The sequence below is a fragment of the Pantoea trifolii genome (genome assembly GCF_024506435.1).
GTDB classification, from domain to species: Bacteria; Pseudomonadota; Gammaproteobacteria; order Enterobacterales; family Enterobacteriaceae; genus Pantoea; species Pantoea trifolii.
Map to the genome: position 1 here is coordinate 586,139 of NZ_JANIET010000001.1, position 22,078 is coordinate 608,216.

General features: G+C 54.1%; 22 protein-coding genes and 2 tRNA genes. 18 read left to right on the top strand and 6 right to left on the bottom strand.

The features are described from left to right. Window positions 1-4 precede the first annotated feature (4 nt). The 14 genes from glmM to NQH49_RS02650 all read left to right on the top strand — a co-directional run bounded on the left by glmM (window position 5) and on the right by NQH49_RS02650 (window position 14,420). Window positions 5-1,339, top strand: coding sequence for a phosphoglucosamine mutase (gene glmM / locus NQH49_RS02590; protein WP_008104307.1), 1,335 nt, complete (start codon window positions 5-7; stop codon window positions 1,337-1,339). Between the two features lie 217 nt (window positions 1,340-1,556). Further along, a complete protein-coding gene (secG, locus tag NQH49_RS02595) occupies window positions 1,557-1,892 on the top strand; it encodes a preprotein translocase subunit SecG (protein WP_007886689.1) in 336 nt (111 codons plus the stop codon). A gap of 49 nt (window positions 1,893-1,941) precedes the next feature. After that, a tRNA-Leu gene (locus NQH49_RS02600) sits at window positions 1,942-2,028 on the top strand. 59 nt (window positions 2,029-2,087) lie between these two features. Next, a tRNA-Met gene (locus tag NQH49_RS02605) sits at window positions 2,088-2,164 on the top strand. Between the two features lie 212 nt (window positions 2,165-2,376). Further along, window positions 2,377-2,829, top strand: coding sequence for a ribosome maturation factor RimP (gene rimP, locus NQH49_RS02610; protein WP_036620302.1), 453 nt, complete (start codon window positions 2,377-2,379; stop codon window positions 2,827-2,829). Window positions 2,830-2,853: 24 nt separating this feature from the next. Continuing rightward, window positions 2,854-4,341, top strand: coding sequence for a transcription termination factor NusA (nusA, locus tag NQH49_RS02615; protein ID WP_008104302.1), 1,488 nt, complete (start codon window positions 2,854-2,856; stop codon window positions 4,339-4,341). Between the two features lie 17 nt (window positions 4,342-4,358). Then, window positions 4,359-7,049, top strand: a complete 2,691-nt coding sequence (gene infB, locus NQH49_RS02620) for a translation initiation factor IF-2 (protein ID WP_256698284.1) — start codon at window positions 4,359-4,361, stop codon at window positions 7,047-7,049. A gap of 66 nt (window positions 7,050-7,115) precedes the next feature. Continuing rightward, window positions 7,116-7,523 (top strand): 30S ribosome-binding factor RbfA, encoded by a 408-nt coding sequence (gene rbfA, locus NQH49_RS02625; RefSeq protein WP_007886693.1) that lies wholly within the window; start codon window positions 7,116-7,118, stop codon window positions 7,521-7,523. Continuing rightward, a complete protein-coding gene (gene truB / locus NQH49_RS02630) occupies window positions 7,523-8,467 on the top strand; it encodes a tRNA pseudouridine(55) synthase TruB (RefSeq protein ID WP_256698285.1) in 945 nt (314 codons plus the stop codon). Before rbfA ends, truB begins: the two co-directional genes overlap by 1 nt. A 133-nt stretch (window positions 8,468-8,600) precedes the next feature. Then, window positions 8,601-8,870, top strand: a complete 270-nt coding sequence (gene rpsO, locus NQH49_RS02635) for a 30S ribosomal protein S15 (protein ID WP_036620269.1) — start codon at window positions 8,601-8,603, stop codon at window positions 8,868-8,870. A gap of 309 nt (window positions 8,871-9,179) precedes the next feature. Next, the gene (pnp, locus tag NQH49_RS02640; protein ID WP_008104291.1) at window positions 9,180-11,318 is read left to right on the top strand and encodes a polyribonucleotide nucleotidyltransferase; all 2,139 of its coding nucleotides are present in this window, start codon (window positions 9,180-9,182) and stop codon (window positions 11,316-11,318) included. 129 nt (window positions 11,319-11,447) lie between these two features. Further along, window positions 11,448-12,332, top strand: a complete 885-nt coding sequence (gene nlpI / locus NQH49_RS02645; protein WP_008104288.1) for a lipoprotein NlpI — start codon at window positions 11,448-11,450, stop codon at window positions 12,330-12,332. Window positions 12,333-12,436: 104 nt separating this feature from the next. Beyond that, window positions 12,437-12,493 carry a protein YrbN gene (gene yrbN / locus NQH49_RS23505; protein WP_098053093.1) on the top strand — a complete coding sequence of 19 codons (57 nt, stop codon included), beginning with the start codon at window positions 12,437-12,439 and terminating at the stop codon, window positions 12,491-12,493. Window positions 12,494-12,509: 16 nt separating this feature from the next. Then, window positions 12,510-14,420, top strand: a complete 1,911-nt coding sequence (locus NQH49_RS02650; protein WP_256698287.1) for a DEAD/DEAH family ATP-dependent RNA helicase — start codon at window positions 12,510-12,512, stop codon at window positions 14,418-14,420. A 68-nt stretch (window positions 14,421-14,488) separates the two neighbouring features. On the opposite strand, the gene NQH49_RS02655 is transcribed toward NQH49_RS02650, so the two are convergent. Continuing rightward, a complete protein-coding gene (locus tag NQH49_RS02655) occupies window positions 14,489-15,235 on the bottom strand; it encodes an SDR family NAD(P)-dependent oxidoreductase (RefSeq protein ID WP_256698288.1) in 747 nt (248 codons plus the stop codon). A 183-nt stretch (window positions 15,236-15,418) separates the two neighbouring features. On the opposite strand from NQH49_RS02655, the gene NQH49_RS02660 reads away from it, so the two are divergent. After that, a complete protein-coding gene (locus NQH49_RS02660) occupies window positions 15,419-16,336 on the top strand; it encodes an AraC family transcriptional regulator (protein ID WP_008104282.1) in 918 nt (305 codons plus the stop codon). A gap of 3 nt (window positions 16,337-16,339) precedes the next feature. On the opposite strand, the gene NQH49_RS02665 is transcribed toward NQH49_RS02660, so the two are convergent. The 3 genes from NQH49_RS02665 to ubiU form a co-directional block, all read right to left on the bottom strand. After that, a complete protein-coding gene (locus NQH49_RS02665) occupies window positions 16,340-17,350 on the bottom strand; it encodes a luciferase-like monooxygenase (protein WP_256698290.1) in 1,011 nt (336 codons plus the stop codon). A 117-nt stretch (window positions 17,351-17,467) separates the two neighbouring features. Continuing rightward, the gene (locus NQH49_RS02670; RefSeq protein WP_256698292.1) at window positions 17,468-18,352 is read right to left on the bottom strand and encodes a U32 family peptidase; all 885 of its coding nucleotides are present in this window, start codon (window positions 18,350-18,352) and stop codon (window positions 17,468-17,470) included. A 9-nt stretch (window positions 18,353-18,361) separates the two neighbouring features. Continuing rightward, complete coding sequence (gene ubiU / locus NQH49_RS02675) at window positions 18,362-19,357, bottom strand: ubiquinone anaerobic biosynthesis protein UbiU (protein ID WP_256698294.1); 996 nt, start codon at window positions 19,355-19,357, stop codon at window positions 18,362-18,364. A 203-nt stretch (window positions 19,358-19,560) separates the two neighbouring features. Between ubiU and ubiT the strand changes: the two genes are divergently transcribed. Beyond that, entirely contained in the window at window positions 19,561-20,085 is a 525-nt protein-coding gene (ubiT, locus tag NQH49_RS02680) for a ubiquinone anaerobic biosynthesis accessory factor UbiT (RefSeq protein ID WP_036648365.1), read from the top strand. Beyond that, window positions 20,079-20,585, top strand: coding sequence for a GNAT family N-acetyltransferase (locus NQH49_RS02685; RefSeq protein ID WP_256698295.1), 507 nt, complete (start codon window positions 20,079-20,081; stop codon window positions 20,583-20,585). Before ubiT ends, NQH49_RS02685 begins: the two co-directional genes overlap by 7 nt. On the opposite strand, the gene NQH49_RS02690 is transcribed toward NQH49_RS02685, so the two are convergent. Then, a complete protein-coding gene (locus NQH49_RS02690; protein ID WP_061718453.1) occupies window positions 20,569-20,856 on the bottom strand; it encodes a GIY-YIG nuclease family protein in 288 nt (95 codons plus the stop codon). The genes NQH49_RS02685 and NQH49_RS02690 overlap by 17 nt on opposite strands. An 80-nt stretch (window positions 20,857-20,936) precedes the next feature. Here NQH49_RS02690 and NQH49_RS02695 point away from each other — a divergent pair, with 80 nt between their 5' ends. Further along, the gene (locus tag NQH49_RS02695; protein ID WP_256698296.1) at window positions 20,937-21,362 is read left to right on the top strand and encodes a YhbP family protein; all 426 of its coding nucleotides are present in this window, start codon (window positions 20,937-20,939) and stop codon (window positions 21,360-21,362) included. A 36-nt stretch (window positions 21,363-21,398) separates the two neighbouring features. On the opposite strand, the gene NQH49_RS02700 is transcribed toward NQH49_RS02695, so the two are convergent. Beyond that, window positions 21,399-21,917 (bottom strand): type 1 glutamine amidotransferase domain-containing protein, encoded by a 519-nt coding sequence (locus NQH49_RS02700; protein ID WP_256698297.1) that lies wholly within the window; start codon window positions 21,915-21,917, stop codon window positions 21,399-21,401. Window positions 21,918-22,078: the final 161 nt, after the last annotated feature.

The following is a 22,078-nucleotide window of genomic DNA, read 5'->3' on the forward strand; positions in this document are numbered from 1 at the left end:
AGGCATGAGTAATCGTAAATATTTCGGTACAGATGGTATTCGCGGCAAAGTCGGTGAAGCACCGATTACCCCTGATTTTGTTCTCAAGTTGGGTTGGGCGGCCGGTAAGGTGCTGGCGCGTCAGGGTTCACGTAAAGTATTGATTGGTAAAGATACGCGAATTTCAGGCTATATGCTGGAATCGGCATTGGAAGCGGGGCTAGCGGCGGCGGGATTGTCGGCGGCCTTCACCGGCCCGATGCCGACGCCTGCTATTGCTTATCTGACACGCACTTTTCGCGCTGAAGCCGGCATCGTGATTTCGGCTTCGCATAATCCCTTCGACGACAATGGCATCAAATTCTTCTCTGCTGAAGGCACCAAGCTGCCGGATGAAGTTGAAGAAGCCATTGAGCTGGAGATGGAAAAGCCGATCACCTGTGTGGAGTCAGCTGAACTGGGCCGCGCTAGTCGCATTGTCGATGCCGCAGGTCGTTACATCGAATTCTGCAAAGGGACTTTTCCCAGCGAGCTGAGCCTGAATGGGCTGAAGATTGTGGTCGATTGCGCTAACGGTGCGACTTACCACATTGCGCCGAATGTGCTGCGTGAGCTGGGTGCGACTGTGATTGCTATCGGCGTGCAGCCGGATGGCATGAACATTAACAAAGATTGCGGTGCGACCGATCTGCGTCTGCTGCAGCATCGCGTGTTGGAAGAGAAGGCCGATCTCGGACTGGCTTACGACGGCGATGGCGACCGCATCATGATGGTTGACCATTTAGGTCATAAAGTCGATGGCGATCAGATTCTCTACATCATTGCACGCGAAGGGCTGCGTCAGGGCCAATTGCGCGGCGGCGTGGTCGGCACGCTGATGAGTAACATGGGGCTGGAACTGGCGCTGAAACAGCTGGGCATTCCATTTACTCGTGCGAAAGTGGGCGACCGCTATGTGCTGGAAAAAATGCAGGAGAAGGGCTGGCGTTTAGGCGCGGAAAACTCCGGTCATGTGATTCTGCTCGATAAGACCACCACCGGCGACGGCATTGTGGCAAGTTTGCAAGTGCTCACTGCAATCGTGCGCAACCATATGACGCTTCACGATCTGTGCAGCGGCATGAAAATGCTGCCGCAGATTTTGGTCAATGTGCGTTTCGCTGGCGAGCACGATCCGTTGGAAAGCGAGAGCGTGAAAGCGGTGACCGCAGAAGCAGAAAAAACGCTGGCGGGGCGCGGTCGTGTGCTGCTGCGCAAATCCGGCACAGAGCCACTGATTCGTGTGATGGTAGAAGGCGAAGATGAGGCGCAGGTCAGCGCGCTGGCGCACAAAATCGCGGATGCAGTAAAAGCGGTTTAAGTTGTTTCAGGCGGAGAGGTTTTGTACTTTCCGCCTGCAAAATCACCGGGGTGGTGCTTTTTTCCGCAATCGAAAGCGATGGTGAAAATTGCACTTGCAGAGGTATGTGCCTTTGGTTAGTATTCACACCCGCTTCTGATGGGTGATGACGAGACTCCCCATCGATATTGGTTGAAGCTTTAACTGTGCAGATAACGCGCAAGGAAACAGGTTGATTATGTACGAAGCTCTGTTAGTTGTTTTCCTTATTGTAGCGATTGGCCTCGTCGGTTTGATCATGCTGCAGCAAGGCAAAGGCGCTGATATGGGAGCCTCATTCGGTGCGGGCGCTTCTGGTACGCTGTTCGGTTCAAATGGGTCTGGCAACTTTATGACTCGCATGACCGCAGTACTGGCTACGCTGTTCTTCATCATCAGCCTGGTTCTGGGTAACCTGAACAGTAATAAAACAGCCAAAGGTAGCGAGTGGGATAACCTCACTGCGCCGGCGCAGTCTGAACAGCAGACTCAGCCAGCTAAACCGGCAACGCCGGGCAATGATATCCCGCAGTAAGATCGTCAACGCTGTAGTGCGATAAAACAACGTCGCAGTCTAGTGATGTACCGAGGTGGTGAAATTGGTAGACACGCTACCTTGAGGTGGTAGTGCTCGAAAGGGCTTACGGGTTCAAGTCCCGTCCTCGGTACCAAATCTCAGTTTAACTTGCATTTTTTGCAAGGTCGGCGTATTATTCGCCACGTTTTCGGACGCGGGGTGGAGCAGCCTGGTAGCTCGTCGGGCTCATAACCCGAAGGTCGTCGGTTCAAATCCGGCCCCCGCAACCACTTTCCCTTAGAGTTCTTTTTCAAATATACTGTATGCATCGACGGACGCAATCTCAGTGATTTTTGAAAAAAATTCTTTTGGATTGTGCTCCGAAGCCGCTATGCGGCGTACAGGGTCCAGTCACAAAAAGCCCCGAATATTCGGGGTTTTTTGTTATCAGGAAATCGAAACACTGGGCTATAGGCCCTTTTTTTATGTCTTGGGGGTGGGCTTGTCCACATTAGAGCAAAAATTGACAGAGTTGATCTCTGCTCCAGTAGAAGCGCTTGGCTACGAATTAGTCGGTATTGAGTTTATTCGTGGTCGCACATCAACCCTGCGCATCTATATTGATAGTGAAGAGGGTATCAATGTTGATGATTGCGCCGATGTTAGCCACCAGGTTAGCGCAGTAATGGATGTGGAAGATCCAATTACCGTGGCTTACAACCTTGAAGTTTCCTCGCCGGGTCTCGAACGTCCTCTTTTCACTGCTGAACACTATGCACGTTTTGCCGGTGACGAGGTGAGCCTGGTACTACGCATGGCCGTACAAAACCGCCGTAAATGGCAGGGTATCATTAAGTCTGTTGAAGGCGAGATGATCACGGTGACCGTTGAGGGTAACGATGAAGTGTTCGCGCTGAGCAACATTCAGAAAGCGAACCTGGTCCCCCACTTTTAAAAGTCCGGATTGAGGCTAACCAGGATGAACAAAGAGATCTTAGCTGTAGTAGAAGCCGTTTCTAACGAAAAAGCCCTGCCGCGTGAGAAAATCTTCGAAGCGCTGGAGAGCGCTTTGGCCACTGCGACCAAAAAGAAGTATGAGCAAGAGATCGAAGTGCGTGTCAGCATCGATCGCCGCAGCGGCGATTTCGACACCTTCCGTCGCTGGCAGATTGTGGAAGAAGTCACGCAGCCGACTCGCGAGATCACGCTGGATGCAGCTCGTTATGAAGACGAAGCGTTCAATCTGGGCGAATTTGTCGAAGATCAGATTGAATCTGTCACCTTCGACCGTATCACCACCCAAACTGCTAAGCAGGTTATCGTACAAAAAGTACGTGAAGCTGAGCGCGCGATGGTGGTTGATCAGTTCCGTCAACACGAAGGCGAAATCATCACCGGCGTGGTGAAGAAAGTGAACCGTGACAACATTTCACTGGACCTCGGCAGCAATGCTGAAGCCGTGATTGTGCGTGAAGACATGCTGCCGCGTGAAAACTTCCGTCCAGGTGACCGTATCCGCGGTGTGCTGTACGCCGTTCGCCCTGAAGCGCGTGGCGCGCAGCTGTTTGTCACCCGCTCGAAGCCAGAGATGCTGATCGAATTGTTCCGCATTGAGGTGCCAGAAATTGGCGAAGAAGTTATCGAGATCAAAGCGGCAGCGCGCGATCCGGGTTCACGCGCCAAAATCGCGGTGAAAACCAACGATAAACGTATTGATCCAGTGGGCGCTTGCGTCGGTATGCGCGGTGCGCGTGTCCAGGCGGTTTCGAGCGAGCTGGGTGGCGAGCGTATCGACATTGTGCTGTGGGACGACAACCCGGCGCAGTTCGTTATCAACGCCATGGCGCCAGCCGATGTGGCGTCAATTGTGGTGGATGAAGACAATCACACCATGGATATCGCTGTTGAAGCCGGCAATCTGGCTCAGGCGATCGGCCGTAATGGCCAAAACGTGCGTCTGGCTTCCCAACTGAGCGGTTGGGAACTGAACGTGATGACCGTCGATGATCTGCAGGCCAAGCACCAAGCTGAAGCCCATGCAGCGATCGATATGTTCACCAAACATCTCGACATCGACGAAGAGTTCGCCACCATTCTGGTGGAAGAGGGCTTCTCTTCGCTGGAAGAATTGGCTTATGTGCCAATCAACGAGCTGCTGGAAATCGACGGCCTCGATGAAGAGACCATTGAAGCCCTGCGTGAACGAGCAAAAAATGCGTTAACTACCCTGGCATTAGCGAAAGAAGAGAGCCTTGGTAATCAGGAGCCCGCTGAGGATCTTCTGAATCTTGAGGGCTTGGATCGTGCGCTGGCGTATCGCCTGGCGGCGAAAGGCGTTTGCACGCTGGAAGATCTCGCTGAGCAAGGTGTTGACGATCTGACAGATATTGAAGGGCTGGATGACGAGAAAGCCGGTGCGCTGATTATGGCTGCACGTAATATCTGCTGGTTCGGCGATGACGCGTAATAACAGGAAGGAACAGCATGACAGATGTAACCGTAAAATCGCTGGCCGCCGAAATTCAGACCCCGGTCGATCGCCTGGTACAGCAATTTGCTGATGCAGGGATCCGTAAGTCTGAGAACGATGCGGTGTCCCAGCAAGAGAAAGAAACCTTACTGTCTCACCTGAATCGTGAGCACGGTCAGACCGGTTCAAGCAAGCTGACTTTGCAGCGCAAGACGCGCAGCACCTTGAATATTCCCGTCACCGGGGGTAAAAGTAAGTCGGTACAAATTGAAGTCCGCAAAAAGCGCACATACGTGAAAGGCGATGCAGAGTCTGAGCAAGCTCAGGCGGAAGCGGAAGCCGAGGCGCAGCGTGAAGCGGAAGAGCAGGCGCGTCGCGAGGCGGAAGAACAAGCCCGTCGCGAAGCTGAACAGAAAGCGCAACGTGAAGCCGAAGATAAAGCCAAGCGCGAAGCCGCTGACAAGGCCAAACGTGAAGCAGCGGAAAAAGAGAAATTGACTAATCAACCTACCGACGTAGTAGCCAAGGCTGCGCAGTCTGATAAAGCCCGTCGTGAAGCAGAAGCTGCCGAACTGAAACGTAAAGCAGAAGAAGAAGCACGCCGTAAGCTGGAAGAAGATGCGCGCCGCGTGGCTGAAGAAGCCCGCCGCCTGGCTGAAGAAAAAGCCGCTGAATGGGCCAAACCTGAAGAAGAGGATAAAGGCGACTATCACGTCACTACCTCAACTCACGCCCGTCAGGCAGAAGACGAGAACGATCGCCAGGTAGAAGCTGGCCGTGCACGTGCTCGCACTACCAAAGCTGCTCGCCCGGTGAAGAAAGGCAACAAGCATTCTGAAGCCAAAACCGATCGCGAAGAAGCGCGTGCGCAGGTTCGTGGCGGCAAAGGTGGCAAACATCGTAAGCCAAGCACCCTGCAGCAGGGCTTCAACAAGCCAGCTCAGGCTGTTAACCGCGATGTTGTCATCGGTGAAACCATCACCGTTGCTGAACTGGCCAACAAAATGGCGATCAAAGGTTCTCTGGTCGTTAAAGCGATGATGAAGATGGGCGCCATGGCGACCATCAACCAGGTTATCGATCAAGAAACCGCTCAGATGGTCGCGGAAGAGATGGGTCACAAAGTGATCCTGCGCCGCGAGAATGAGCTGGAAGAAGCGGTAATGGACGATCGTGATACCGATGCTGCGCAAGAGTCTCGTGCTCCGGTCGTTACCATCATGGGTCACGTTGACCACGGTAAAACCTCTCTGCTTGACTACATTCGTTCAACGAAAGTGGCATCAGGCGAAGCGGGCGGTATTACCCAGCATATCGGTGCTTACCACGTTGAAACTGACAACGGTATGATCACCTTCCTCGATACCCCGGGACACGCCGCGTTTACCGCAATGCGTGCTCGTGGTGCGCAGGCCACGGATATCGTTATCCTGGTTGTGGCTGCAGACGATGGCGTGATGCCTCAGACCGTTGAAGCTATCCAGCATGCGAAAGCAGCCGGTGTGCCAGTGGTTGTTGCGGTCAACAAAATCGATAAGCCAGATGCTGATCCAGACCGCGTTAAGAACGAACTGACCCAATACGGCATTCTTCCGGAAGAGTGGGGCGGTGAGAACATGTTCGTTAACGTCTCTGCGAAAGCCGGTACCGGTATTGACGACCTGTTGAATGCGATTCTGCTGCAAGCAGAAGTACTGGAACTCTCAGCTATCCGTGAAGGTATGGCGAGCGGCGTGGTCATTGAATCGTTCCTCGACAAAGGTCGTGGTCCGGTTGCTACCGTGCTGGTACGTGAAGGTACGCTGAACAAAGGCGATATCGTGCTGTGCGGCTTCGAATACGGCCGTGTACGTGCGATGCGTGACGAGCTGGGTCGTGAAGTACTGGAAGCGGGTCCATCCATTCCGGTGGAAATCCTGGGTCTGTCCGGTGTGCCGGCCGCAGGTGATGAAGCGACTGTCGTACGTGATGAGAAGAAAGCGCGTGAAGTTGCACTGTATCGTCAGGGCAAATTCCGTGAAGTTAAGCTGGCGCGTCAGCAGAAGTCTAAGTTGGAGAACATGTTCGCCAACATGACTGAAGGCGAAGTGTCTGAGCTGAACATCGTACTGAAATCTGACGTACAGGGTTCTGTCGAAGCGATCTCTGATTCGCTGCTGAAACTCTCTACCGACGAAGTGAAAGTGCGCATCATCGGTTCAGGCGTAGGTGGTATCACCGAAACCGACGCAACCCTGGCTGCAGCATCCAACGCTATCATCCTCGGCTTCAACGTGCGTGCTGATGCATCTGCTCGCCGCGTAATTGACGCTGAAAACGTTGACCTGCGTTATTACTCCGTCATCTATAATCTGATCGACGAAGTGAAAGCAGCGATGAGCGGTATGCTGGCGCCAGAGTTCAAACAGCAGATTATCGGTCTGGCTGCGGTACGTGACGTGTTCAAATCACCGAAGTTTGGTGCCATCGCGGGCTGTATGGTCACCGAAGGTAACATCAAACGTCACAACCCAATCCGCGTTCTGCGTGACAACGTGGTTATCTATGAAGGCGAGCTGGAATCTCTGCGCCGCTTCAAAGATGACGTTAACGAAGTTCGTAACGGCATGGAATGTGGTATCGGCGTGAAGAACTACAACGACGTTCGCGTTGGCGATATGATCGAAGTGTTCGAAGTGATTGAAATTAAACGCACCATCGATTGATCATCATTTGATGTGTTGCAATTTGGGAGGCCTCTGGCCTCCCGAATTATTTGGGAGAAAGAAATAATGGCAAAAGAATTTGGCCGCCCACAACGCGTTTCTCAGGAGTTGCAGAAAGAGATTGCAATCATCCTGCAGCGCGAAATTAAAGATCCACGTCTCGGTATGATGGTGACAGTGTCGGGCGTCGAAGTGTCGCGCGATCTCGCCTATGCCAAGGTGTTTGTGACCTTTTTGAATGACAAAGATGAAGAAGCGGTACAAAACGGCCTGAAGGCGCTGAAAGAAGCTTCTGGCTATATCCGTACGCTGGTAGGCAAAGCGATGCGCTTGCGTATCGTGCCGGAGCTGACCTTCTTCTACGACAACTCGCTGATCGAAGGTATGCGCATGTCGAACCTGGTCAGCAACGTCATTAAGAGCGATGTTGAGCGCCGTGGCGATAGCCCGGCGGAAGATGACAAGGAGGACTAATGAGTCGTCCTCGTCGTCGCGGTCGCGACGTCCACGGTGTGTTTCTGTTGGATAAGCATCAAGGCGCATCTTCCAATGATGTGCTGCAGAAAGTAAAACGTCTGTTCAATGCGAACAAAGCGGGCCACACCGGTGCCCTCGATCCGCTGGCGACCGGCATGCTGCCGGTTTGCCTCGGCGAAGCCACCAAGTTTTCGCAGTATCTGCTCGATTCTGACAAGCGCTATCGCGTCATTGCTCGCCTGGGTGAACGCACCGATACGTCTGATGCCGACGGCAATATTGTTGAAACCCGTGCGATTACTTTTGATCAGGCGGCACTGGACGCGGCGCTGGATTATTTTCGTGGCGACACCATGCAGGTGCCGACCATGTTCTCCGCGCTGAAGTATCAGGGACGCAAACTGTACGAGTACGCTCGTGAAGGCATTACCGTGCCGCGTGAAGCGCGCCCGATCAAAGTGTTTGAGCTGCAGTTTATTCGCTGGGAAGGGGATGAGCTGGAGTTGGAGATTCACGTCTCTAAAGGCACTTACATCCGCACTATCATCGATGATCTCGGTGAGCGGCTTGGCTGCGGTGCGCACGTTATCATGCTGCGTCGTCTGCAAGTGGCGCGTTATCCGATCGAAAGAATGGTGACGCTCGAGCAGCTGCAGGACGTGGCGGCTACCGTCAACATGGCGGAAACGCCAGATTACAGCGCGCTTGATGCGCTATTGCTGCCGATGGACAGCCCGGCAGAAGAGTTCCCGATTGTGAATTTGCTGCCCGCGGTGGCGGCGTATTTCAAACAGGGTATGCCGGTTCAGGTGGCGGATGCGCCGGAACAAGGATTGGTGCGCGTGACTGAAGGTGATGAGCACAAATTCATTGGTATGGCCGAAATTGCCGAGGATGGGCGCGTGGCGCCGCGTCGTCTGGTGGTAGAATTTCCTGCGTAATCAATCCTCTCGCATTTGACCTAACGGCGCATTTGCGTTGCTATCAGGCGAAGAGTAGAATGGCGCGGCTTTAAAAGCGGGCTGCTGAATTAGAGATCGGCACCCATACATTCATTATTTACTGGAGTTTATTATGTCTCTAAGCGTAGAAGCTAAAGCAGAGATCGTTGCTAAATACGGTCGTGGTACCAACGACAGCGGTTCAACTGAAGTTCAGGTTGCTCTGCTGACTGCTCAGATTAACCACCTGCAGGGTCACTTCTCTGAGCACAAGAAAGATCACCACAGCCGTCGCGGTCTGCTGCGCATGGTATCTCAGCGTCGTAAGCTGCTGGACTACCTGAAGCGTAAAGACGTTGCTCGCTACACCGGTCTGATCGAAAGCCTGGGTCTGCGTCGCTAAGTCTGAAGAATCTGATCAAGGGTGTAGCGCATGCACTATGCAAAAAAACGCATCTGACGATCAGATTTGTGCGAGTTTCGCGAAAAGGGGGCCTTTATGGCCCCTTTTTTCGAGCAATCCGCAGCAATCCGGACCAAACTCATGTATTGTTGCAGAGAGTGATCTTTGCTTGCAGAGGTTCGCGCGGCTAATGAGAGGCTTTACCGCATGGGCGGTTAAGGTTGTCATTAGTCGCGAGGATGCAACTGAAGATCGGTAATCCCCGGCGCGCCAGAATGGGCTGCGCCCCTGAATTTAAGGACTTAAATTTTGCTGAACCCGATCGTACGCAAATTCCAATATGGTCAGCATACCGTCACGCTGGAAACCGGCATGATGGCGCGCCAGGCTACCGCTGCAGTAATGGTGAGCATGGATGACACTGCTGTATTCGTTACCGTTGTTGGCCAGAAAAAAACGAAACCAGGTCAGGATTTCTTCCCGCTGACGGTTAACTATCAGGAGCGTACTTACGCTGCTGGTCGTATCCCGGGTAGCTTCTTCCGTCGTGAAGGCCGTCCAAGCGAAGGCGAAACCCTGATCTCACGCCTGATTGACCGTCCAGTTCGTCCGCTGTTCCCGGAAGGCTTCATTAACGAAGTTCAGGTTATTGCGACCGTGGTTTCTGTTAACCCACAGGTTAACCCAGACATCGTTGCGATGATCGGTGCATCTGCTGCATTGGCTCTGTCTGGCCTGCCGTTCAATGGTCCAATCGGCGCAGCGCGCGTCGGTTATATCAATGACCAGTACGTGCTAAACCCAACTGCTGATGAAATCAACGAATCACGTCTGAACCTGGTTGTTGCCGGTACCCAGAACGCGGTGCTGATGGTGGAATCAGAAGCTGACATCCTGACTGAAGAGCAGATGCTGGGCGCTGTAGTATATGGCCACGATCAGCAGCAGATCGTTATCGAAAACATCAATGCGCTGGTTGCCGAAGCCGGTAAACCACGTTGGGATTGGCAGCCACTGCCAACTAACGATGCACTGATCGCACGCGTTACTGCACTGGCAGAAGCGGGCATCAGCGATGCCTATCGCATCACTGATAAGCAAGAGCGTTACACTCAGGTTGGCGCAGTGAAAGACGCGACCATCGCGGCACTGCAGGCTGAAGATGAAACACTGGATGCTGGCGATATCGCTGACATCGTACACGACCTTGAGAAGAGCGTTGTTCGTAGCCGCATCATCCGTGGCGAACCGCGTATTGATGGCCGTGAGAAAGATATGATTCGTGGTCTGGACGTGCGCACTGGCGTACTGCCACGCACACACGGTTCTTCGCTGTTTACCCGTGGTGAAACGCAGGCGCTGGTTACCGCAACACTGGGTACCGCACGTGATGCGCAGAATCTGGATGAGTTGATGGGCGAGCGTACTGATAGCTTCCTGTTCCACTACAACTTCCCTCCGTACTGCGTGGGCGAAACCGGTATGGTTGGCTCACCGAAGCGCCGTGAGATTGGTCACGGTCGTCTGGCGAAGCGTGGCGTGCTGGCAGTAATGCCTAAGCAAGCTGATTTCCCATACACCGTGCGTGTGGTTTCAGAAATCACCGAATCTAACGGTTCTTCTTCAATGGCTTCCGTGTGCGGTGCATCTCTGGCACTGATGGATGCTGGCGTACCAATCAAAGCAGCCGTAGCCGGTATTGCGATGGGTCTGGTTAAAGAAGCCGACAACTTTGTGGTTCTGTCTGACATTCTGGGTGACGAAGATCACCTCGGCGACATGGACTTTAAAGTAGCAGGTAGCCGCGATGGTATTACTGCGCTGCAGATGGATATCAAAATCGAAGGCATCACCCGCGAAATCATGCAGGTTGCTCTGAACCAAGCTAAAGGTGCGCGTCTGCATATCCTGAGCGTGATGGAGCAGGCAATCAGCACGCCGCGTCAGGAAATCTCTGAATTCGCGCCGCGCATTTACACTATCAAAATCAGTTCAGACAAGATCAAAGATGTCATCGGTAAAGGCGGCTCGGTTATCCGTGCGCTGACCGAAGAAACTGGCACCACCATCGAAATCGAAGATGACGGCACCGTGAAGATCGCTGCAACTGATAGCCTGAAAGCTAAAGAAGCCATTCGTCGTATTGAAGAGATTACTGCTGAGATCGAAGTTGGCCGCATTTACTCAGGTAAGGTGACACGTATCGTTGATTTCGGTGCCTTCGTGGCAATCGGCGGCGGTAAAGAAGGTTTGGTTCACATTTCTCAGATCGCCGATAAGCGCGTAGAGAAAGTGACTGACTATCTGCAGATGGGTCAGGAAGTTCCAGTGAAAGTAATGGAAGTTGACCGTCAGGGCCGTGTACGTCTGAGCATCAAAGAAGCGACAGAGCAGAAACCAGCGGAAGAAGTTGCTACCGCTGCATCTGATGCATCTGACGCCGAGTAAGCGTTTACCGATTTACCTCTCCCTGCTTTGCGGGGAGAGGTGTTTAGATCATCGCGAGGGCGGGAATCCTTGTGCACAGCAGGAGGATGACAGGATGGTTGTCCCAATGTTTGTATTCGGGAGTGGGAAATGAAGCCTTTTTTGCGCTGGTGTTTTGTTGCGACAGCTATCACGCTGGCAGGATGCAGCAACTCCAATTGGCGTAAGAACGAAGTTCTGGCAGTACCTTTGCAGCCCACACTGCAGCAAGAGGTGATCCTGGCGCGCATGGAACAAATTCTTGCCAGTCGTGCCCTGACCGATGATGAACGCGCACAGCTATTATATGAGCGCGGAGTGTTGTATGATAGTTTGGGTCTGAGGGCACTAGCGCGGAACGATTTTTCGCAAGCGCTGTCTATAAGACCAGATATGCCTGAGGTATTTAATTATCTCGGTATATACTTAACGCAGGCAGGCAACTTTGATGCTGCCTATGAAGCGTTTGATTCTGTACTTGAGCTTGATCCAACTTACAACTATGCGCATTTAAACCGTGGTATCGCCCTCTATTACGGCGGTCGATACAAGTTAGCGCAAGATGATCTGCTGGCGTTTTATCAAGACGATCCTAACGATCCATTCCGCAGCCTTTGGCTCTATCTCGTTGAAAGCGATATGGATGCCGACAAGGCAAAAGTTACGCTGAGACAGCGTCATGACAAAGCGGTTCGCGATCAATGGGGATGGAATATTGTCGAGTTCTACCTTGGCGACATCAGTGAAAAAACGCTGATGGAACGTCTCAAGGCGGACGCAACGGATAACACCTCGCTCGCTGAACATCTCAGTGAAACCAACTTCTATTTAGGTAAGTACTACCTAAGTCTGGGGGAGAAGGACGACGCGAAAGCGTTGTTCAAACTGGCGGTGGCCAACAACGTAAACAACTTTGTTGAGCACCGATACGCATTGTTGGAACTGGCGCAACTCGGCCAGACACAAGACGATTTATCAGAATCTGACCAGCAATAGCTGACGAACTTTTATTGCCTGAATACCTGTAAAGTCATCATCTTCAGAGATGAGGGCTTTTCTGTTCGTCAAAACTTCTAATTTGAGCCGGTTCACACTTTTTGATGAAAATGACTGAAAGTTTTCACGACGAGTTATGTAGACTGGCCGCCGCAATCTAAGAGGCACGTGTACTACATGACTGATATTCAAACCACTTTTGCTGACCTTGGCCTGAACGCCGACATCCTCGAATCACTGAACGGTATGGGCTATGTTAAGCCTTCTCCAATCCAGGCTGAGTGTATTCCTCACCTGCTGGCTGGCCGTGACGTGTTGGGTATGGCGCAGACCGGTAGTGGTAAAACTGCGGCTTTCTCACTGCCGCTGCTAAACAACATTGATCCTACTGTTAAAGCACCGCAAATTTTGGTGCTGGCACCTACCCGCGAATTGGCGGTGCAGGTTGCTGAAGCCGTCACAGAATTCTCTAAACACATGCGTGGTATCAACGTTGTAGCCCTGTACGGCGGCCAACGTTATGACGTACAGCTGCGCGCACTGCGTCAGGGACCACAAGTTGTTGTGGGTACGCCTGGTCGTCTGCTGGATCACCTGAAGCGTGGCACGTTAGATCTGTCTAACCTGCGCGGTCTGGTGCTGGACGAAGCTGATGAAATGCTGCGTATGGGCTTCATCGAAGACGTTGAAACCATCATGGCGCAGATTCCAGACGGTCATCAGACCGCGCTGTTCTCAGCAACCATGCCAGAAGCGATTCGTCGTATTACCAAGCGCTTCATGAAAGATCCACAGGAAGTTCGCATCCAGTCAAGCATGACTACGCGCCCAGACATTTCTCAGTCTTACTGGACCGCTTACGGCCGTAAAACTGATGCGCTGGTTCGCTTCCTGGAAGCAGAAGATTTCGATGCAGCCATCATCTTCGTGCGTACCAAAAATGCCACGCTGGAAGTGGCCGAAGCGCTGGAGCGCAGCGGTTATAACAGCGCAGCACTGAATGGTGACATGAACCAGGCACTGCGTGAGCAGACGTTGGAGCGTTTGAAAGATGGTCGTCTCGACATCCTGATCGCGACTGACGTTGCAGCACGTGGTCTGGACGTTGAGCGCATCAGCCTGGTAGTAAACTTTGATATCCCAATGGATGCTGAGTCTTACGTTCACCGTATCGGTCGTACCGGCCGTGCAGGTCGTGCTGGTCGCGCGCTGCTGTTCGTTGAGAACCGCGAGCGTCGTCTGCTGCGCAACATCGAACGAACCATGAAGCTGACCATTCCAGAAGTTGAACTGCCGAACGCAGAACTGCTGGGTGAGCGTCGTCTGGCTAAGTTCGCGGCTAAAGTACAGCAGCAGCTGGAAAGCAGCGATCTGGACCAGTACCGCGCACTGCTGAGCAAAATGCAGCCGGGCGAAGATCTGGATATCGAAACTCTGGCCGCAGCACTGCTGAAAATGGCTCAGGGCGAACGTCCACTGATTCTGCCACCAGAAGCACCGCGTCCAGCGCGTCGTGAGTTCAGCGATCGTCCTGACCGTGGTGAGCGTCGCGATTCACGTGATTCTCGTGGTCCACGCGAAAGCCGTGACAGCCGCGATGGCGATCGTCCACGTCGTGAACGTCGTGACGTTGGCGAAATGCAGCTGTACCGCATTGAAGTAGGCCGTGATGATGGTGTTGAAGTTCGTCACATCGTTGGCGCGATCGCTAACGAAGGCGATATCAGCAGCCGTTACATCGGTAACATCAAGCTGTTCGGTACTCACTCAACTATCGAGCTGCCGAAAGGCATGCCGGGCGAAGTACTGCAGCACTTCACGCGTACGCGTATTCTGAACAAGCCGATGAATATGCAGTTGATGGGTGATGCACCGGTGCACGAGCGTAGCGAACGTCGTCCATCTGCTGGCGGCGAACGTCGTGGCAATGGCGCACCGCGCGGTGATGGTGCTCCACGTGGCGAAGGCGCTCCACGTCGCTTCTCCGAACGTCGTGAAGGTGGCCGCGAAGGCGGACGCTTCAGCCGTGAAGGTGGTCGTGGCCCGCGTCCAGAAGGCGCAGCTGCACCACGTCGTCGTGACGCATAAGCGTTAAACGCTAAAAGTAAAAAGGGACGCTGATGCGTCCCTTTTTTTATGCCTGTGGAAAGTAAATTTTACACGCCGCCGGCAATCAGCACGCGTTCACCGCTAACATATGCCGCCTCTTCCGACGCTAAAAATAGCGCGACTTGCGCCACATCTTCCGGCAAGCCAAAGCGCCCTAGTGGCGTTGCGGCAATTAGCTGTGCTTTCAACTCCGGATGCATCTTCTTCGCCGCCAGCAAACCTTCAGTCAAAATAATGCCGGGTGCTAACGCATTGACGCGAATATTGCGTGGGCCTAGCTCCCGTGCGAGGCCCTGCGTCAAGGTATCGATCGCGCCTTTGGTTGCCGCCCACAGCACCGAACCGGGCGTGCTGCGTTGGCTATTTAAGGCGCTTAGGTTGATGATGGAACCGCCACGCGCGGGGAAATGTTTTGCCGCCTGCTGACACACCAGCAAGGTGCCCAGCAGATTCACATTCAGCTGCTGCTGCATTTCGTTGATGCTAAGGTCAGCAAAGTCACCGTGGTGAAAAATGCCGGCGTTATTCACCACAATATCGGGTGTGCCAAACTGCTCAATGCTGCTAGCGAACAGGCGCTGCACATCGGCCTCGCGTGAGATATCAGCCTGGACGGCGATGGCGTCGCTACCCAGCGCCTGAATGTCGGTCACTACATCCGCCGCACCCACTTCGTCCTGAAGATAATTCACCACCACCCGAGCACCGGCCGCCGCGAAAGTCATGGCGATGGCGGCACCAATGCCTTTCGAAGCGCCCGTCACCAGCGCAATTTTGCCTTCAAGTGTTTTCATCGTGTCTCTCCACCTGAGATTTCGGGGAAGATAAAGCATGCGCTGTCCATACAATCGGGTGGTAGCGCAATCCTGCAAGCTTCTTGCACGATCCTGCAAATCTGCTGCTCAAGGACTAGGCGCAACGCCAGCGACAAGCGAGAATATCCACTCAGTGATTTCTTATCGCGGAGCGCAGAACGCATGATTCATCAGGAACAATGGCAGCAGTTGGTGGCAATTATTGCCCGCCATGCGCCGCAGGATGGTCGTCACTATTGCCCGATCGATTTTCTCTCTTTCGGCCGCAGTTCTCAGCCCACCAGTTTGGCGCATGTGGCGACCTGGGCCAGCTTTGCTCTGATCGCGCAGGGGCAAAAAGCGCTGCGCATGGGCGATGAAGTGATGCATTACGGGCCGGGCGATTTGCTGCTGGTGACGCTCGATATGCCGGTGCAATCCTGCGTGGTCATGGCGACGCCAGAGAAGCCAAATCTTGGCGTAGGCATCACCATTAATGAAACGCGTCTGATGCGTTATCTGGAACACTTTCCGCACCATCACCTCGCGACTACGTCGGTTAGCGAGCGCGGTATCGCCGTGCATAAAGTTGCGCCGCCGTTGGTGGATGCAGTGATGCGTTTGGTGGAGTTGCTGGATCACCCGCAGGACATTGCCGCGCTGGCACCGTTAATTGAGCAGGAGATTTTCTATCGTCTGCTGACCGGGCCAGAAGGACCGCGCATTCTCAACATGGCGTTGACGGAGCGGCCGGGCAACAAAGTGGCGCGTGCCGCACGCTGGCTACGGGAAAACTTTCATCATCCATTGAAAATGGATCATCTGGCGAGCAGCGTGGGGATGAGTATTTCATCGCTGCATCATCACTTTAAAGCGGTAACGGCGATGACGCCGATGCAGTATCAAAAGCAGCTGCGGCTCAACGAGGCGCGGCGTTTGATGCTGATTGAGAAGCTGGATGCCGGAACGGCGGGTTATCGGGTGGGTTATCAAAGTGCTTCGCAGTTCAGTCGCGAATATAGCCGCTTTCACGGCCAGTCACCGGCGCGTGACGCGCGAACAATTGCGGTGGGTGCAGAGTGGATAAACCCACCGCAATGAGGTTTACAGCGTGCGCGCGGCTTCCATCGCCAATGCGAACGAACGCAGACGCGCCTGCGAATCGTAAATCTGGCCGTTGACCATAATTTCATCCGCCTGGGTTTCACGCATTAGCGCGGCGAGGCCGCTGCGCACTTTATCGCTATCGCCGACAATCGACATGCTCAGCGCCTGCTGCACGCCATATTGCTCGGACGGTGACCATAGATTATCCATGTTCTCCACCGGCGCGGGCAGCGGACCCGGCTTGCCGCGACGCAGATTAATAAACTGCTGCTGCATCGAGGTGAACAGGAAGCGCGCATCACGCTCGCTATCGGCCGCCACCACATTGACGCACACCATCGCATACGGCTTCGCCAGACGCGCCGAAGGTTTGAATTTCTCACGATAAATATGCAGCGCCTGGAACAGCAAATCGGGCGCGAAATGCGAGGCAAACGCAAACGGCAAACCAAGCTGAGCGGCCAATTGCGCGCTATACAGGCTGGAACCGAGCAGCCACACTGGAATTTTCAATCCTAAACCTGGAACCGGTTGTACTGGCGGATGTTCACCCTCTTCGGCGTCAAACCAGCGAATCAGTTCAGAAACATCTTCCGGGAAGTTATCTGCCTGGGCGCTGGAAAGATGACGACGCAACGCCAGCATGGTGCGTTGGTCCGAACCGGGCGCGCGGCCCAGTCCCAAATCGATACGGCCAGGATAGAGTGATTCGAGGGTACCAAACTGTTCGGCGATCACCAGCGGCGCGTGGTTGGGTAGCATGATGCCGCCTGAGCCAAGGCGCAGCGTTTCGGTATTGGCGGCTAAATAGCCGATCAGTACTGAGGTCGCGGCGCTGGCAATCCCCGTCATATTATGGTGTTCAGCCAGCCAGTAGCGGTGGAAACCCAGCGCTTCAGATTGACGAGCCAGTGCCAGCGAATTATGGAACGCATCGCGTGCAGCGGAACCTTGTGGAATAGGCGCCAGATCCAACACGGACAGGCGAACAGTTTTTTTCTCAGACATGGGCACTCCAAATAGGGATGGCGCAGGTGTTTAGTCAGACCTGCGCTTGTGAGTATTACTCATCGTTACCCATATTAAAACTGCTAATAACCGCAGGAATATAGCCGGAATGTGCCTTTACCGCTCGCCTTCAAGCGCCATCCCGGCCAGGCGACGCCAATATCCGTTGCAGTCGCTGCCGCGCGCCATCATCAGCGGGGCCTGACCGGCTTCGTTGGCGCGGAAGCGATCCACTTCGGCGAGCGTGCTTTCGCCCTGTGGCGACAGACGCACAATGTCGATCCAATTATGCATGCCGCTCAAATCATTGCCGAGGTTGTAGCAATAGCCGCTCATGGTCTGAATGCCATTGAGGACAAACACCTGCTGGCCTTCCTGTGAAAGCACGCGGCGGCCAGTGGGATAATTGATGCAGCAGGTTTGGCAATCATCTTTGCCGCGATTCTCGGCGCGTGCGGTGAAGCAGCGCGCTGACAACGCCAGCGGCAGGTGGCCATAACCGAGCACTTCCACCTCAAATTGCTCGCGCACGCCCGCCACATCGCACTGTTGCAGCAGTTGAATCAGCCAGTCGCGAGACATCTCCACCGGAATGCACCAGCGCGTCATGCCTTCTTTGAGCAACAGTTGCAGCGTCTGCGCGTTATACACGTTGAGGGTTGGACCGGCGACAAACGGCAATTTGCGTTCTGCCGCCATGTTCACGGTGCCGATGTCATTGGCTTCCAGCAGGAACTCACCGTTCTCGACATAGCGTCGCAGCTCCTTCACTTCCGAGGGCGACTGCAGCAGTGCCAGCGTGCTCAGCACCACTTGCTTGCCTTGCAGCGCCAGCATGCGCGCAATCTCCATCCATTGATTGAACGATGTCGCGCGTCTCTTGCTGCACACCGCTTCGCCGAGATAGATAATCTCGGCGCTGCTCTCGGCGGCGCGGTGATAAAACGTTTCCAGTGTTGCAGTTGGCCAGTACCACAGCACCGGCCCGATGGCGTATTTCATGCGATCTCCTTATTGCCAGTCGCGGTGATAAGCACCGAGTGTTGTTTGGCTGCCTTCTGATAACTCGCCCAGCGCCTGCATCCAGGGTTCCTGCACGACATACTGTTCAGGCGATGCCATGCAGCGATCGATGGCCTGACGCCACACTTTTGCCACCTGCGCCACATACGCCGGGCTGCGCTGACGGCCTTCAATTTTCACCGAGGCAATGTTGGCGCGCAGCAGTTCAGGCAGCAGCGACAAGGTGTTCAGGCTGGTGGGTTCTTCCAGCACGTGATAGAGCTGGTTATCCACTTCATAACGCCCTTTACACAGCGTGGGATAGCCAGCGTTCTCGTCGGGCGCGTAGCGGTCAATCAGCACTTCATTCAGGCGTGATTCCATGCCCTTTGGCGTCTGTTGCCAGCGGACAAATTTCGCTGGCGAGCAGGCACCTGCGCTGTTAGGCGACTCGCCGGTCAGCCAGGATGAGAGATAGCAGCGGCCTTCGGCCATAATGCACAGGCTACCGAAGGCGAACACTTCCAGCGGCACCGGCGTCTCACGCGCCAGCTGTTTGACCTGATGCATTGATAGCACGCGCGGCAGCACAACGCGGCTAAGTTGAAAGTGACGATGATAAAAATGAATGGCCTGCAGATTGGTGGCGGAGGCTTGTACCGAAAGATGACGCTCAACCTGCGGATAGCGTTTTGCCGCGTACTCCAGCGTGGCAATATCCGCCAGAATCAGCGCATCTGCGCCGTTCTGAGCGGCAACATCAATCGCACTTTGCCAGCGATTCATCCCATCAGGATGGGCAAAGGTGTTAATGGCCACATGCAGTTTGCGGCGATGCTGATGCAGATAGCGCGCGGCTTCAGCCAGTTTCTTATCGGTAAAATTGAGGCCAGCAAAGTGGCGGGCATTGGTATCGTCTTTCAGGCCGACATACACCGCGTCAGCACCATGCTCCACCGCCGATTTCAGCGCAGGCAAATTCCCCGCCGGACACAGCAGTTCCATACATTTTCCTCCCCGGATTCTGAAGCCGAAGAGTGTAAATAACTGACCGGACAGCAATGTTGATTTAAGGCAGTGAAAGCGGCATTGATGATCGGGAGTGAAGCTTTTTCGTCCAGCCAGGCGGTGATTTCCTTGATCTCAGTGGAGGCGACGCCGGTCAGATGTGGCAAAATAGATGAAATTTTCTGAAGGGAATGTCGATGATGTTTGCGCGCTTACGCGGTCTGATTGTGGAAAAAGGCCCAGAATTCCTTGCTTTACCCGTTTCTATTACCCCTTTCCCGCTAAAAAAAGCTATTCTGCAACAACTCCTAAACTGGCAATTTCGTCATGCTTTGTCTGAAGGTGAGTTAGACTTTCTGGAAGGGCGTTATCTGGGGATCGAGGTTGCCGATGTGAATCTGCGCTGGATCACCACCCTGCAAGCAGGGCGCCTGACCGTTTCGCGCGACACCGAGGCTGATGTCTGGTTTCGCGGTGAAGCCAACGATCTGTTGCTGGTGGCAGCACGCAAAGCGGATCCCGATATGTTGTTCTTTCAACGCCGTCTAGTGATTGAAGGTGACACGGAGCTGGGACTAGAGGTGAAAAACCTAATGGATGCCATTGAACTGGATGCCATGCCCACGCCATTACGCACGGGATTGCAGCAGCTCGCTGCTTTTATTGAGGCAGGAATGAAACAGGACGCGAAGGCCGCTGAGGCGCGCGCGGGGATCTCATGTTGATTCGTACTGAAATTGGCATTGATGCAGCAGGCATCGATAGCCTGTTAAAGCGCAGTTTTGCTACCGCTGCCGAAGCGGAACTGATACAGCAACTGCGCGAAGATGGCTTGCTGACTCTCGGTGTAGTTGCCACGGATGATGAAGGTCAGGTGCTGGGTTATGCCGCTTTCAGTCCGGTGACCCTGCAGGGAGAAGACCGCAACTGGGTAGCGTTGGCACCGCTCGCCGTGGATGAATCGGTGCGCAAACAGGGCCTTGCTAAACAGCTAGTGTATGAAGGATTGGATTCACTTAATGAGTTCAGCTACAGCGCCGTGGTGGTGCTGGGCGATCCTGAGTTTTACAATCCACTCGGCTTTGAACCGGCAGCACGTCATGGTTTGCACTGTCGTTGGCTAGGCAGCGAAGCGGCCTTCCAGGTGTACAAACTGGCAGACGATGCGTTTGTCGGTGCAGAAGGGCTGATCGAATTCGCCGAGCCGTTTAATCGTTTCGACTAAACCAGGCCACTAAGCAGGGCGGCTGCTGTGCAACCAGCAGCAGCTTTTGCGCGCGGCTCAGCTGCTTCACCTGATATTCCAGACGTGACGCCGCAGCGCGATCGCCGGCATCGCAATGAAACACTAGCGTTAAGGGGCCTTTGCCACGCAGCGAACGCGCGCCGCGTCCCAGCTGATGCTGTTGCAGGCGACGATTAACATCGGTGGTGATGCCGGTATACAGCATGCCCGCGGCGGTTTGTAGCAGATAGAGCTGCCAGCCTTGTTCCATCATACTCATCTCGAAAATTAGCTGGCAGGCAGTGTAGCGCGCTTCAAGCCACATCGCTATTCGCCGCACGGAGTTCGATTTTGTCCGACCATGCTCATCTGATTCGCTATTTAAAAAAACAGCATGTGCTGTCGTTATCTGCCAGCCACGGCGACGATCTGTGGTGCGCCAACTGCTTCTATGTGTTTGATGCCGCAAACATGGCGTTCTGGCTGATGACCGAGCCGGATACGCGCCATGGCGCATTAATCCAGGCAAATCCTCACGTGGCGGGCACGGTAAATGGCCAGCCGAAAAGCGTGTTGTTGATCAAAGGCGTGCAGTACCGCGGCGTGATTCAGCTGTTAAGCGGAGAGCGGGAAACGCTGGCGCGTCACGCCTATCAGAAGCGATTCCCGGTGGCGAAGAAAGTCACTGCGCCGCTGTGGGAAATCATGCTCGACGAAGTGAAGATGACCGACAATGCGCTGGGCTTTGGCAAGAAGATTGTCTGGAGCCGGCCGTAGGGTCGCCATTTATGGCGACCTCAATGCGGGAAAAGATCAGGCCGCGTTCAAAATCCGCAGCGATTCGCGATTAAACGCGGGCAGGTCTTCAGGCGTGCGGCTGGTGACTAACTTGTCATCAACCACCACTTCTTTATCGTAAAAATCCGCACCCGCATTACGCAGATCGATAGCGATGGCTTTTACGCTGGTCATTTTGCGGTCGCGCACGCCATTCGCGCTGATCAGCAACTGTGGGCCGTGGCAAATGGCAAACACCGGCTTGCCGCTGGCGACAAACTCTTTAGTGAAGTTGATGAAGCGATCGTCACCGCGCAGAGCATCGGGAGAGTGTCCGCCGGGCAGCAGCAGCGCATCGAACTCGGCTGCATTCACATCATCAATAGACTTGTCGATGTTGACTTCAGCTTTACCCTGTTTACCTTTGACGATGTTTCCGGCCTTAAACTCGATGGTAACCACTTCGTGGCCTGCCTGAGTGTAAGCCTCCGCCGGTGAGGTAAACTCTGAGTCTTCAAATTCATCGGTAATCAGTACCGCTATTTTCTTGCTCATCTTTTTTCCTCCTTGTTGATCACGAACCTTATGTTCGTTGCACTTCTAACCCAACAAGCCTGGTAGCCATGTCGCAAAACGCAAGCCAGTCGGCAATTCTCACGGGAGGTAAATTTCCGTCCCGGATCAAGTTTAGGCGATTTCCACATGGCGGAATGAAA

Bases quoted from the DNA above. Each gene is read 5' to 3' on its own strand.
- glmM (WP_008104307.1), top strand. From the start codon at position 5: ATGAGTAATCGTAAATATTTCGGTACAGATGGTATTCGCGGCAAAGTC.
- secG (WP_007886689.1), top strand. From the start codon at position 1,557: ATGTACGAAGCTCTGTTAGTTGTTTTCCTTATTGTAGCGATTGGCCTC.
- nusA (WP_008104302.1), top strand. From the start codon at position 2,854: ATGAACAAAGAGATCTTAGCTGTAGTAGAAGCCGTTTCTAACGAAAAA.
- infB (WP_256698284.1), top strand. From the start codon at position 4,359: ATGACAGATGTAACCGTAAAATCGCTGGCCGCCGAAATTCAGACCCCG.
- rbfA (WP_007886693.1), top strand. From the start codon at position 7,116: ATGGCAAAAGAATTTGGCCGCCCACAACGCGTTTCTCAGGAGTTGCAG.
- truB (WP_256698285.1), top strand. From the start codon at position 7,523: ATGAGTCGTCCTCGTCGTCGCGGTCGCGACGTCCACGGTGTGTTTCTG.
- rpsO (WP_036620269.1), top strand. From the start codon at position 8,601: ATGTCTCTAAGCGTAGAAGCTAAAGCAGAGATCGTTGCTAAATACGGT.
- nlpI (WP_008104288.1), top strand. From the start codon at position 11,448: ATGAAGCCTTTTTTGCGCTGGTGTTTTGTTGCGACAGCTATCACGCTG.
- NQH49_RS02650 (WP_256698287.1), top strand. From the start codon at position 12,510: ATGACTGATATTCAAACCACTTTTGCTGACCTTGGCCTGAACGCCGAC.
- NQH49_RS02655 (WP_256698288.1), bottom strand. From the start codon at position 15,235: ATGAAAACACTTGAAGGCAAAATTGCGCTGGTGACGGGCGCTTCGAAA.
- NQH49_RS02660 (WP_008104282.1), top strand. From the start codon at position 15,419: ATGATTCATCAGGAACAATGGCAGCAGTTGGTGGCAATTATTGCCCGC.
- NQH49_RS02665 (WP_256698290.1), bottom strand. From the start codon at position 17,350: ATGTCTGAGAAAAAAACTGTTCGCCTGTCCGTGTTGGATCTGGCGCCT.
- NQH49_RS02670 (WP_256698292.1), bottom strand. From the start codon at position 18,352: ATGAAATACGCCATCGGGCCGGTGCTGTGGTACTGGCCAACTGCAACA.
- ubiU (WP_256698294.1), bottom strand. From the start codon at position 19,357: ATGGAACTGCTGTGTCCGGCGGGGAATTTGCCTGCGCTGAAATCGGCG.
- ubiT (WP_036648365.1), top strand. From the start codon at position 19,561: ATGTTTGCGCGCTTACGCGGTCTGATTGTGGAAAAAGGCCCAGAATTC.
- NQH49_RS02685 (WP_256698295.1), top strand. From the start codon at position 20,079: ATGTTGATTCGTACTGAAATTGGCATTGATGCAGCAGGCATCGATAGC.
- NQH49_RS02690 (WP_061718453.1), bottom strand. From the start codon at position 20,856: ATGGAACAAGGCTGGCAGCTCTATCTGCTACAAACCGCCGCGGGCATG.
- NQH49_RS02700 (WP_256698297.1), bottom strand. From the start codon at position 21,917: ATGAGCAAGAAAATAGCGGTACTGATTACCGATGAATTTGAAGACTCA.